This is a genomic window from Salmonella sp. SAL04196, from assembly GCF_046550835.1.
GTDB classification, from domain to species: domain Bacteria; phylum Pseudomonadota; class Gammaproteobacteria; order Enterobacterales; family Enterobacteriaceae; genus Salmonella; species Salmonella enterica.
Genome location: NZ_JBGDXE010000003.1, coordinates 161046 through 172378 on the forward strand (window position 1 = coordinate 161046; position 11333 = coordinate 172378).

12 protein-coding genes are annotated in these 11333 nt (G+C 54.3%); 3 read left to right on the forward strand and 9 right to left on the reverse strand.

The genetic code is table 11. The annotated features are described in order from the left end of the window. Positions 1–15: 15 nt before the first annotated feature. Entirely contained in the window at positions 16–1257 is a 1242-nt protein-coding gene (mdtM, locus tag ACLJPE_RS13555) for a multidrug efflux MFS transporter MdtM (protein ID WP_001188918.1), read from the reverse strand. Positions 1258–1735: 478 nt separating this feature from the next. On the opposite strand from mdtM, the gene ACLJPE_RS13560 reads away from it, so the two are divergent. Continuing rightward, positions 1736–2689: an Rpn family recombination-promoting nuclease/putative transposase gene (locus ACLJPE_RS13560; RefSeq protein WP_000749994.1), complete on the forward strand. Its 954-nt coding sequence runs from the start codon at positions 1736–1738 to the stop codon at positions 2687–2689. Here ACLJPE_RS13560 and ACLJPE_RS13565 read toward each other — a convergent pair. Continuing rightward, the gene (locus ACLJPE_RS13565; RefSeq protein ID WP_153247006.1) at positions 2686–2829 is read right to left on the reverse strand and encodes a hypothetical protein; all 144 of its coding nucleotides are present in this window, start codon (positions 2827–2829) and stop codon (positions 2686–2688) included. The two genes, ACLJPE_RS13560 and ACLJPE_RS13565, sit on opposite strands and share 4 nt — an antisense overlap. Positions 2830–2869: 40 nt before the next feature. Here ACLJPE_RS13565 and ACLJPE_RS13570 point away from each other — a divergent pair, with 40 nt between their 5' ends. Beyond that, positions 2870–4240: an NAD-dependent succinate-semialdehyde dehydrogenase gene (locus ACLJPE_RS13570; RefSeq protein WP_023251659.1), complete on the forward strand. Its 1371-nt coding sequence runs from the start codon at positions 2870–2872 to the stop codon at positions 4238–4240. A 95-nt stretch (positions 4241–4335) separates the two neighbouring features. Here ACLJPE_RS13570 and ACLJPE_RS13575 read toward each other — a convergent pair whose 3' ends face one another. After that, positions 4336–4479: a hypothetical protein gene (locus ACLJPE_RS13575; RefSeq protein WP_031601813.1), complete on the reverse strand. Its 144-nt coding sequence runs from the start codon at positions 4477–4479 to the stop codon at positions 4336–4338. Here ACLJPE_RS13575 and yjiS point away from each other — a divergent pair. Further along, positions 4446–4610, forward strand: a complete 165-nt coding sequence (yjiS, locus tag ACLJPE_RS13580; RefSeq protein WP_000397916.1) for a DUF1127 domain-containing protein YjiS — start codon at positions 4446–4448, stop codon at positions 4608–4610. The two genes, ACLJPE_RS13575 and yjiS, sit on opposite strands and share 34 nt — an antisense overlap. A 76-nt stretch (positions 4611–4686) precedes the next feature. Here yjiS and ACLJPE_RS13585 read toward each other — a convergent pair whose 3' ends face one another. From ACLJPE_RS13585 to btsT, 6 genes are all read right to left on the reverse strand, one after another. Continuing rightward, positions 4687–5607: a DUF5655 domain-containing protein gene (locus tag ACLJPE_RS13585; protein ID WP_001280241.1), complete on the reverse strand. Its 921-nt coding sequence runs from the start codon at positions 5605–5607 to the stop codon at positions 4687–4689. 410 nt (positions 5608–6017) lie between these two features. After that, positions 6018–6659 carry a LysE family translocator gene (locus tag ACLJPE_RS13590; RefSeq protein WP_000438687.1) on the reverse strand — a complete coding sequence of 214 codons (642 nt, stop codon included), beginning with the start codon at positions 6657–6659 and terminating at the stop codon, positions 6018–6020. Positions 6660–6706: 47 nt separating this feature from the next. Beyond that, positions 6707–7522 (reverse strand): AraC family transcriptional regulator, encoded by an 816-nt coding sequence (locus ACLJPE_RS13595; RefSeq protein WP_023214705.1) that lies wholly within the window; start codon positions 7520–7522, stop codon positions 6707–6709. A gap of 36 nt (positions 7523–7558) precedes the next feature. Beyond that, positions 7559–8515, reverse strand: a complete 957-nt coding sequence (gene yjiA, locus ACLJPE_RS13600; protein ID WP_000187838.1) for a GTPase — start codon at positions 8513–8515, stop codon at positions 7559–7561. A gap of 10 nt (positions 8516–8525) precedes the next feature. Beyond that, positions 8526–8729: a YbdD/YjiX family protein gene (locus ACLJPE_RS13605; RefSeq protein ID WP_000460616.1), complete on the reverse strand. Its 204-nt coding sequence runs from the start codon at positions 8727–8729 to the stop codon at positions 8526–8528. A gap of 94 nt (positions 8730–8823) precedes the next feature. Further along, positions 8824–10974: a pyruvate/proton symporter BtsT gene (gene btsT, locus ACLJPE_RS13610; protein ID WP_023233299.1), complete on the reverse strand. Its 2151-nt coding sequence runs from the start codon at positions 10972–10974 to the stop codon at positions 8824–8826. Between the last annotated feature and the right edge of the window lie 359 nt (positions 10975–11333).

Genomic DNA, 11333 nt, shown 5'->3' on the forward strand with positions numbered 1-11333 from the left:
TATCCGGCAGAGTAGTTACTTCTCAGCGGCCAGTTCTGCCGCCTCATGCTGGCGCACGCGCTGTAATAATGTCGCCAGGGTGAAGACCACAATCACCCCGGCCACCGCTGCCAGCAGGTGAAACGGCAGTCTCCCGCCGTGAAACCATAGCCAGCGGCCAACTTCGACCGACACCGCCATCACCGTCAGAATCACCATGTTCAGCGAGGCCGAAACCGTCCCTTTTGGCAAGTTGTTGGAGAAAAGCGTGAAGCGAAACAGCGTCGGGAAAATCATTCCAATGCCGAACGCGTACAGGCTGGTGCCCAGCACAGACCAAAGCCAGACGTGCGGCAGAAGAAGATTACCGAGGAGTAATGTTGCCAGCCCGCTTAACTGAATTGGTACGGCGCGCCAGATAAAACGCGGTCGGGTCGGATCTTTCACCAGGCGCACAACGATCATATTGGCCACGATCACCGCGCCGAATACGGGCACCTGCGCCCAGGCGAATTGCGAAGTACTCATCCCGCCGGCATCGATCAGGATCACCGGCGACACCGCCACCCAGCTCATCATCGGGATATAGCTCAACGACAGCGTCGCCGCCCCGGTGAGAAAAATCGGGTTGCGAAACACATTACGAAAATCGCGCAGTACGCTCACCGCACTGAACGGCACCGCGCCGCGTTGCACCGTTTCTGGCATCGCCAGCAGCAGGCCGCACAACGCCAACAGTCCCATCACCGCAATAATACCGAACAGCACCTTCCAGTGAACGAAGTGCATCAGCGCGGCGCCGGAGAGCGGGCCGATAACCGGAGCGACCAGCACAATGGAGGTAATAATCGCCATCAGCTTAATGGCTTTGGTTTGACCGAAAGCCTCCTGTACCGTGACGTAGCCGACCGTTGCGATAAAGCAAATGCTGGTGCCCTGCACAAAACGGGCAACCAGAAACTGCGTCATTGAGGTCGTCAACAGCGTTGCCGCGCAGGCGAGAGTAAAAATTAATGCCCCTGCGATCAGCACTGGCCGGCGGCCAATCCTGTCGGATAGCGGCCCCAGAAGCCATTGCAACGCCATTCCGCCCGCCAGATAGAGACTGACCGAGGCCGGCGCAAGACTGACGTCAGCATTAAAATCGCGCACGACGTTAATGATGCCAGGCTGAATCAGATCCGTCGTCAGATAGGCGGCAAAATCGTACAAAATCAGCGCCATCGGGAAAAATAACGTTGTGGCGCGTTGGGAGAAAAACTGAATAATCCGTTGCATAAAAAATGCGCTCCATGTCGGAGAACCCCATGATGGGACAGCGAAACTCAATACCGTCATCGTGACGTCAGGCAGGCGATGGAAACAGCGGCTGCGGATGTACTGAATTTCATGTAATCAAAAACGCTGCCGGTGAAAACACAGACAGGAAGAGACGCGTTCTGAATCTCGTCAGAACGTGTGGCGATTACAGATAACAATCAGCACATCACACCTCGGGAAATTTACGTTGCACGGAAAATATACACATTAAGTGTAATTAAATTTTGATGTTAATCAAAAGAGTTTGTCTGGTTAATAAAGATAAAGGCAGGGCGCGCAGGCTGGTATTTTGCGTGTTCAGTTCCGAAAATGCATGTGCATTACAGATAACAGGATTTATCTTCCGTCGCGCCTCGCAATGCTGAAAAGGTACGGATGAGAAAGGAATTTTCAGGAGGTAGAGTCGCAGCATCCTGGTTTGGGGTGACGGAGCGCCATGAAAAAATCGACGACCTCAACACCGCATGATGCGGTGTTTAAAACCTTTTTGCGCCACCCGGAAACCGCCCGCGATTTTATGGAGATTCATCTGCCGGTGTCGTTACGCCAGCTTTGCGACCTGCGGACGCTAAAGCTGGAGCCCGGCAGTTTTATTGAAAAAAATCTGCGAGCCTATTATTCCGATGTGCTTTGGTCGCTGAAAACGCGCGAGGGCGACGGTTATATCTACGTCGTGATTGAACATCAGAGCACGCCGGATGCGCATATGGCGTTCCGGCTGATGCGGTATGCGATGGCGGCGATGCAGCAGCATCTGGATGCGGGGCATAAGCATCTTCCGCTGGTGGTGCCGATGTTGTTTTATCACGGTGTTGATAGCCCGTATCCTTTTTCGCTGTGCTGGCTGGATGAGTTTGCGAACCCGGAAGTGGCAAGAAGACTCTATGCCGCTGCCTTTCCGCTGGTCGATATAACGGTGGTATCGGATGATGACATTATGCAGCACCGCCGCATTGCGCTGCTGGAGCTCATCCAAAAACATATCCGCCAGCGCGACCTGCTGGGACTGGTTGAACGGATTGCTTCGCTGTTAGTTACTGGTTGCGCTAATGACAGGCAGCTTAAAGCGCTGTTTAATTATCTTATGATTCAGCACGGACATACGCCTCGTTTCACCACGTTTATTCGTGATGTGGTAGGGCATGTCCCGCACACTAAGGAGAGACTGATGACGCTGATAGAGAGGATCCGCGCAGCGGATCGCAGAAAAGGGGAACGGCAAGGAAGACAGGTCGGTCTGGAGGAAGGATTAGAAAAAGGGCTGGAAAAAGGTCAGCACGTTGCCGCATTGCGTATCGCCAGACAGATGCTGGCGGACGGACTTGACCGCGAGACTGTCCAGCGGTTCACCGGCCTTACGGCTGAAGAGCTTCAGGATGTTAGCCACTAACGCGGTTCCAGTCTGAATGTTGCAGGCCCGGTGATCGCCGGGCAACGCTCTCTATAATTATCGCTGATAACCGCACGAATATACCGAACTTTACCGATAGCGCCAGCCATCTCTACTACCCTTATTGTTCTGAGCGGCATTTACGGCTGCCTTAATGACGATAACAAGGAGACATGTGATATGGCTTACCAGACAGTGAATCCTGCCAATAATCAGCTCATTAAAGAGTATCCCCCGGACACGGACGCGGATATTGAAGCCGCGCTGCAAAAAGCTGACGCGCTCTATCACTCCGACTGGTCCAAAGGAGAGATTGACCAACGTCTGCCGGTACTGCATAAACTGGCTGACTTGATCGACAGCCGTGTTGAAGAACTGGCAAAAATCGCCAGCCAGGAGATGGGTAAGCTCATCGAGCAGAGCCGTGGCGAAGTCAAACTGTGCGCGCAGATCGCTCGCTATTATGCGGATAACGCGAAGCAGTTTCTTGCCCCGGTGCCTTATAAAACCGAGTTTGGCGACGCGTGGGTAGAACATCATCCGATTGGCGTCATCATGGCCGTTGAGCCGTGGAACTTCCCGTACTATCAGTTGATGCGTGTGCTGGCGCCGAACCTGGCCGCAGGTAACCCGGTGCTGGCGAAACATGCCAGCATCGTACCACACTGCGCCGAGACATTTGCCCATCTGGTGCGTGAAGCCGGCGCGCCGGACGGCGCATGGACCAACCTGTTTATTTCCTCCGATCAGGTGGCGAACATCATCGCCGACCCGCGCGTGCAGGGCGCGGCGCTGACCGGATCTGAAAAAGCGGGGAGCGCCGTGGCGGCACAGGCGGCGAAGCACATTAAAAAATCGACGCTGGAACTGGGCGGGAACGATGTGTTCGTCGTGCTGGACGATGCCGATCTTGAGAAAGCGGTGAAAATTGGCGTGCAGGCACGACTCACTAATGCAGGGCAGGTATGTACGGCGGCGAAACGCTTTATCCTACATGAGAAAATCGCCGATCAATTCCTCAGCCAGTTCACCGAGGCGTTCAGGAAGGTGAAGGTGGGGGATCAGATGGACGCTTCTACCGAACTGGGGCCGCTGTCGTCGAAAGATGCGCTGGAAACATTGACCAGACAGGTCGAGGACGCGGTGAAAAATGGCGCGACGCTGCACGTTGGCGGCAAGCCGCTGGAAAGCAAAGGCAACTTCTTTGAGCCGACGATTCTGACCAATATTACGCGTGACAACCCGGCGTACTTTGAAGAGTTCTTCGGCCCGGTGGCGCAGATGTATGTGGTGAAAGACGATGACGAGGCGGTAAAACTCGCCAACGATTCCCACTACGGCCTGGGCGGCGCGGTGTTTAGTCAGGATATTGAGCGCGCTAAACGCATGGCCTCCCGGATTGAAACCGGGATGGTTTATATCAACTGGCTGACCGACACCGCAGCGGAGCTGCCGTTCGGCGGCGTTAAGCGTTCGGGCTTCGGACGCGAGCTATCGGATCTGGGGATTAAGGAGTTTGTGAACCAGAAGCTGGTAGTGGTACGCCGCTAATCCCTGTTGCCCCTCTGAAAACGGGAGGGGCCTGGCTTTTTTGCAGCGAAGGACGCGGATCTTAAATCAGAACGAAATAAGCGAACAAAACACCCTCAATCGCCCTCCTTATTTATCCACGTTGCACTAACCGTGCTTTTTATCCCGGTATTGTTTGTACAGACATTCATGATGCCCGCATTTTCTGTTCTATGCGGAGGCCGATATGGAATTTTACGAGAACCGCCCCAGACAACCATTTATTGGCTTTGTGCAGCTCAGACGGGCGCTAAAAAGATGGTGGCTGCGTAAGCGGGCCTGTCAGGCGCTGCGGCGAATGAGTGACGAACAGTTAAGGGATATTGGGTTGGAAAAGAAGGATGTGGAATAACAGATAAGAGTCAGTAAAACTGGAAAGGCTGGATAATCTTATCTTAACCTCTCCAGTAGGCGGGTATCCTGGAACGCTAATTTTCCTGCCAGGCTTTCTCGATCAGCAGTTTGGCTTTATCCAGATCGTGTTCGTCACGCACAATCAATTCGACGTCGCCGGTTCCCCAGTGGCCAATATGCGTGACGTCCCGGCTAAATCCTTCTTCAAGCTGGATATGCTGTGGATTGATTTTCAGCCACAGGCGTAGGTGTGGGTCGGTCACGGGATAAACGGCCACGCACAGAAAGTTACGAATGAGGTGGAAGGCGTCATAGAGCTTAAGCTCTTTAAACTGAACCTCATCACTGAGTGAGAGCACATAGCTTTTTAGCTGTTCATATAATGAAAGCAGCGCGGGAGAGGCCGAAGAGAGCTGTTCGCGCTGCGTGCGGGTATGGCGTTTACCGCTGCTGACGGAACCGTTCGCGATGATGTGCTGAGGGCTATTTTCGACCACGGCGTTAACCAGTTCCAGCATTAACAGGTCGTCGGCAAAAAGCTTGTAGCGAATCAGGTTGATATTGCGGTTGATTTGCTGAACGGCATGTTCGTCGTATTTATTAAAATCGGCGGCAATACAGATTAACCGTGTGCCGGACCAGTCAATGGCTTTGGCCGCGGTTTTACTTATTTTTTCCATCACCAGCAACTGAAATTCCGCTTTATGATCGAGTAGCCAGTCGAGATAAAAGAGCCCCTGGTTAATGACGTTTTCATTGCTGTGGCGCTTATATTCAATAATCACCGGGCAGTTATTTTCATCGAGGCCGAGGGAATCAATTCGCCCACGATGGGTTTTACCCGTGTGGTATTCGGTCTCGAGAAAGCGGACGCCAAGGAACGTTTCCATATGGGATTCGATCAGCATTTGCAGATCTTTTTCAATGGCTGCGGCTTTGCCCGGCAGTTCTTGTACTTTCCCGCCACCGAGGCGGAAAAGCTGGATATCGCTCATGGATCCCTCCTGAATTTTCTGCGCACTATCATACGTTATGTGAAAAGAGATAAAAGCGGAAATCGGGCTTTTGGAGGTGAGATATGTTATAAGCCCGACAGCAGGTGGTTACCGGGCAGCGGGCCGTAGGTCGGATAAGCGTTAGCGCCATCCGACGCTGTTACAGCAATTTGCGCATCTTGCAAAAGAAAAGTCCAGCTGAAAATCAATGAAAATAAGCCGCTGGATGAGAGGTGATATTATATTTGGTGATGAGAATAAAGCGGCTATTTAGTCGCTTTATTGGTTTCTGGGGGCAGGTTAATTTATGGCGGCGTCGGCATTATAAGAAGGAAAGGGTTCGAATGATGCAGACCATGTTCATCTGCCCGGGCAACGTTGACCACCGTATAAAGCTGCCCCCCATCTATTTAACTTGTAATGAACTGCCACACAATCCAGCAGCCAAAGGCGATCAGAATGCCGCCGGCGGCGCGTTCGATTTTCCAGACAAGATTACCCAAGCGACGTTGAATTTGCGGCAGGGCGATAAGCGTTATCAGCAGCAGATCCCAGAGTAACACTACGCTGGTCATCCAGATTCCACATATGGCCTGCTGTGTAACGGTCACGTTTGGGCCCAGCAGGGCGGTCATTAGCGCCAGATAAAACAGAGCATTTTTCGGATTCAACAGCGATGAACCTAGCCCCAGTAATAGTTGTTTTGCCAGTGACGGACATGCCGATGCGGCGTACCGCCACTCCAGCGGCCCGGCGCGGCTTTTCAACAGTTGACGGCCCACCCATAGCAGGTAGGCGGCACCCAATAGCTCGATGATGGTAAAGAGCAGCGGCGTCTGACGTAGTAGCCCTGACCCAATCACCACCAGCAGAATATAGAGCCCATTTCCCGCCGCAATGCCGAGGCACAGCCCGACGCTACCGCGCAGCCGATAGCGTACGGCGTAACCGACCAGCAAAAAGAAGTCCGGACCCGGGCTGAGCAGCGCCATAAAATGCGCCAGCGCCAGTGCGGGAAACGCCGGAGGAAATAACGTTGTAACCTGTTCCATAGTAACCTCAGTGATGATACTGAGGTCAGCCTATACCTGCGGATGCGCTATTTATTGTCGGATATTGATCTGTTCTGCGCGTACTGACGCGGCGTTGCCGCCGTGTAGCTGACGAAGGTTTTGTGGAAATGACTTTGATCGGCGAAACCGGTCTGATAGGCAACATCGGCAATATCGTCCCCGGCGCGCAATCGGTGCCGGGCATATTCAATGCGGGCCATATTGGTAAAGCTGACAGGAGTCAGGCCTGTATCCTGCTTAAAAGTGCGAATCAGAGTCTCCTTACGGAGCGCAAACTCCTGCGCCAGTGTGTCCAGCGTCGGCGGTTCCTGAAGGTTGCTGACTAAGCGGGCAACCAACTGGCGGCTGATGGCGCATGGCGGTTCGGCGTCGGCGCTTTGTAGCGGCAGGGCGCGCAACAGGTGGATAATAAGCGCCGGAAGTCCGGCGGTTTGCTGCTGAGTAATAGACGTCACAATTTGCTGATAAAGCTGGAAAAGCTGCGGGTTCTGCAACTGTGGCTGCGTGGTATGCAGGCGGCTATTCGCCGGCAAATGGGGGAGCTGCGTCAGGCACCAGTCCGCATCGAGATACAGCATATGATAGCTGCGTGGTCGCTCGTGGAGCGGGTTACAACTGTGTGGAGATTGCGGGGGGATCAGGATCAGCTCGCCGGGGCGTAACAGATACTCTTGCCCGTTACTGATGCAGCGGGTTTCTCCGGCGATGATTGCGCCCAGCGACAGTTGTGGGTGGCTGTGGCGCTTATAGGCCTGACGGCTTTCACTGGTGGTACGTAGTTCCAGCCACGGCAGTTGTGGCAGACGCCAGAAGCGTTGGTGAATATCTCGGATAAGGGGCATACAATCTCCTGTGCGGCCCGGCTTTTCTGCGCCCGTTTACTTCCTTAACCCCGCAAATGCCGCTCTGATCTCGTCTTCCGGCAACTGGATCCCGATAAATACCAGCGTGCTGTGCGGCGTTTCGTCGCCCCACGGTCTGTCCCAGTCGGCGCTGTAGAGACGCTGCACGCCCTGGAACAGCAGGCGGTTGGGTTCGCCGTCGATCCACAGCATCCCTTTGTAACGCAGCAGTTTATCCGCTGATTCCAGCAGCAGGTTTTCCATCACCCGCGAAACCTCGCTGATATCCACCGGGTAATCCAGTTCCACCACAATTGACGACACATCGTTCTGTTTATCGGCAATAAAGTGGAAACGCGGTTGGCTTGCCAGCACGTTCTCTTCCAGCATAAAGCCGCTGGTATTAAACAACTGACTCAGGTCAATATCGCCATGTACCACGGTGTAAACCGGGGCGCGGGCGTTGATACGCGCCAGCCGCTCGCGCAGTTTCTCGCTGTCGCCTGCCACGTCGGTTTTGGTCAGCAGGATACGGTCGGCGTAGCCTATCTGCGACTGGGCGATGGTGAACTGGTTCATCTGCTCGTTAGCGTGCACCGCGTCGACCAGCGCAATCACGCCGTCTAACAGGTAGCGTTCGCATAATACGTCATGGGAGAAAAAGGTCTGAATAATCGGGCCGGGGTCAGCCATGCCGGTGCATTCAATTACCAGGCGGTCGAAAGCAATATCGCCGCGGTCGCGGCTGTCGAGCAGGTCTAATAGCGCATCTTCCAACTCGTTGGAGCGGGTACAGCAGATGCAGCCGTTAGTCAGGGTTTTGATCTGTGTGGCGCGATCGCCAATCAGTTGATCGTCAACGGAGACTTCGCCAAATTCGTTTTCGATAACGGCGATTTTAAAACCATGTTGTTCGTTGAGGATATGGCGTAGTAGGGTGGTTTTGCCGGCACCAAGAAAACCGGTAAGTAGGGTAACTGCAATCGGGGTCATAGTCTCTCCATTAACAACAGCGCATACCGCCTTTGCCATCGCCGCCGTAACGTGCTTGCTGACGTTCGCGGAAGAACTCTTCATAGGTCATGTACGGCTTGTCGGGATGGTTGGTTTTCATGTGCTCGACATAGTTGTCGTAGTCCGGAATACCAATCAACATTTTTGCCGCCTGGCCGAGATATTTTTTTGCCTGACCTAAAGTATCAAACATTCTGCCGTCCTGTTAATGAATAAAGCCGGATGGCGGCTTGCGCCTTATCCGGCCTACACTAGCCGGGATCGCTGTGCGCTACCCGGCATCAGTTTTAGTGGTGTGAAGAGATCTTCACGCCGCCTTCCGGCACGGGCACATACGGGGTTTCTTTGTCGGTACGTTTATCGCTGTTGCGTACCTTCACCCAGGTGGTGAAACCGTAGAAGATAATACTGTACACCACCACCAGGAACAGAATACTCAAACCAGCGTTAGTGTAGTTGTTCACCACGATATGGTTCATGTTGGCAATCTGCTGCTCGGTCAGGTTGGTGCCGTTGGCAATCTTCTCTTTATACAGGTTTGCCATGTAGAAGAAACCTTCCATCTGTGGGTTGGCGCTGAACAGTTTCAGGCCCAGTGCCCAGGTGGTGCAGATCAGCAGCCATACCGCCGGGATTACCGTCACCCAGATGTATTTGGTGCGCTGCATTTTGATCAGTACCACGGTGCTCAACACCAGCGCCACGGCGGCCAGCATCTGGTTAGAGATACCGAACAGCGGCCACAGGCTCTTCACGCCGCCCAGCGGGTCGACCACGCCCTGATACAGCAGATAGCCCCACAAACCGACGCAGCCTGCGGTACCGATGATACCCGCGACCAGAGAATCGGTTTTTTTCAGGAACGGGACGAAGTTACCCAGCAAATCCTGCAACATAAAGCGGCCGGAACGGGTACCCGCATCCAGTGCGGTCAGGATAAACAGCGCTTCGAACAGAATACCGAAGTGATACCAGAAGCCCATATCCGCCATCGGCAGGACTTTGTGGAACACATGCGCGATACCTACTGCCAGCGTTGGCGCGCCGCCTGCGCGGTTCAATACTGACGGTTCACCGATATCTTTCGCCGTTTGCAGGATTTGTTCCGGGGAAATCACAAAGCCCCAGGAGCTGACGGTCGCCGCTGCATGTGCGGTAACGTCTTTCAACTGCGACATAATCAGCGGCGCGTTCTCGCCGCCCATCTCGTGCAGGTTTGGCATGGTAATGCCCAGACCTGCCGGCGGGGTGTTCATCGCGAAGTAGAGACCCGGTTCAATGATCGAGGCCGCCACCAGCGCCATCACCGCAACAAAGGACTCCATCAGCATCGCGCCGTAGCCGATAAAACGCGCATCGGTCTCACAGGCCAGCAGTTTCGGCGTGGTGCCGGAAGAGATGAGCGCGTGGAAGCCAGAGACGGCGCCACAGGCGATGGTGATGAACAGGAACGGGAACAGGGCGCCTTTCCACAGCGGGCCGGTACCGTCGACATACTGCGTCAATGCCGGCATTTTCAGTTCCGGGTTGAGGATCACAATCCCCAGCGCCAGACCGACGATCACGCCGATTTTCAGGAAGGTAGCGAGATAGTCGCGCGGGGCGAGGATCAGCCATACCGGCAGCAGCGCGGAAACAAAGGCGTAGCCGATCAGCGCGAAGGTAATGGTGGTGTCTTTAAAGGTCAGCGCCGGGCCCCAGTACGGGTCGTGGGCAATCACGCCGCCGAAGTAAATAGACGCCACCAGCAGCACGATACCAATAACGGAGACTTCGCCTACGCGTCCCGGACGCAGGAAGCGCATGTAGATGCCCATAAACAGCGCAATCGGTACCGTTGAGCAGACGGTGAAGACGCCCCACGGGCTTTCGGCCAGCGCTTTCACCACGATTAATGCCAGCACCGCGAGGATGATGATCATGATTAAGAAGCAGCCGAACAGCGCGATGGTGCCTGGAACGGTACCCATCTCTTCTTTGATCATCTCGCCAAGAGAGGCGCCGTTACGGCGGGAAGAGATGAACAGCACCATAAAGTCCTGCACTGCGCCCGCGAGCACCACGCCCGCCAGCAACCACAGCGTCCCCGGCAGATAGCCCATCTGCGCGGCCAATACCGGCCCGACCAGCGGACCTGCGCCGGCGATGGCGGCGAAGTGGTGACCAAACAGCACGTAGCGGTTAGTCGGCACGTAGTTCAGGCCGTCGTTATTGATAACCGCCGGCGTCGCGCGCGTCGGGTCGAGTTTCATGACCTTCTGGGCGATATACAGGCTGTAGTAGCGGTAAGCCACCAGATAGACGGAAACGGAAGCGACCACGATCCACAGGGCGCTCACGTGTTCACCCCGACGTAGGGCAACGACCGAGAGGCAGAAAGCACCGATGATTCCGAGAATCACCCAGGGTATGTGCTTGAATATCTTTTTCGTATCCATAGTAAAACCTGGTTGTAAGTTTAATTATCAGCCGAAGCTGGGTGGACATTGAGTTCGTGTTTGAGGAGGTAGATTGACTGCTATGCTGAGAGGATCTTGCCAGATCATCGCGCGCGTAAAGTTAGGTAAATCAGTGAGTGGTTGTATGGCGGTTTAAGCGGTCGGACGTACCGGTAAGCGGTTTCGCGGAGGAGGGCGTGGGCTATTTTATGTGATTGAGATCACGATATAAAATGGGACGATCCTTGTTGCGCGGGGCGTCATAACGACTTAACTGAGCTAATCGTGATATTAATGGCGCGCATCCCATAAAGTTTTCCCTTTCCAGGCCGAAAATTCTGTATCTGTCTAGCGGAAAG

Bases quoted from the DNA above. Each gene is read 5' to 3' on its own strand.
- ACLJPE_RS13590 (WP_000438687.1), bottom strand. From the start codon at position 6,659: ATGGAACAGGTTACAACGTTATTTCCTCCGGCGTTTCCCGCACTGGCG.
- ACLJPE_RS13605 (WP_000460616.1), bottom strand. From the start codon at position 8,729: ATGTTTGATACTTTAGGTCAGGCAAAAAAATATCTCGGCCAGGCGGCA.
- ACLJPE_RS13560 (WP_000749994.1), top strand. From the start codon at position 1,736: ATGAAAAAATCGACGACCTCAACACCGCATGATGCGGTGTTTAAAACC.
- ACLJPE_RS13575 (WP_031601813.1), bottom strand. From the start codon at position 4,479: ATGGTTGTCTGGGGCGGTTCTCGTAAAATTCCATATCGGCCTCCGCAT.
- ACLJPE_RS13585 (WP_001280241.1), bottom strand. From the start codon at position 5,607: ATGAGCGATATCCAGCTTTTCCGCCTCGGTGGCGGGAAAGTACAAGAA.
- yjiA (WP_000187838.1), bottom strand. From the start codon at position 8,515: ATGACCCCGATTGCAGTTACCCTACTTACCGGTTTTCTTGGTGCCGGC.
- ACLJPE_RS13595 (WP_023214705.1), bottom strand. From the start codon at position 7,522: ATGCCCCTTATCCGAGATATTCACCAACGCTTCTGGCGTCTGCCACAA.
- ACLJPE_RS13570 (WP_023251659.1), top strand. From the start codon at position 2,870: ATGGCTTACCAGACAGTGAATCCTGCCAATAATCAGCTCATTAAAGAG.
- btsT (WP_023233299.1), bottom strand. From the start codon at position 10,974: ATGGATACGAAAAAGATATTCAAGCACATACCCTGGGTGATTCTCGGA.
- yjiS (WP_000397916.1), top strand. From the start codon at position 4,446: ATGGAATTTTACGAGAACCGCCCCAGACAACCATTTATTGGCTTTGTG.
- ACLJPE_RS13565 (WP_153247006.1), bottom strand. From the start codon at position 2,829: ATGCCGCTCAGAACAATAAGGGTAGTAGAGATGGCTGGCGCTATCGGT.
- mdtM (WP_001188918.1), bottom strand. From the start codon at position 1,257: ATGCAACGGATTATTCAGTTTTTCTCCCAACGCGCCACAACGTTATTT.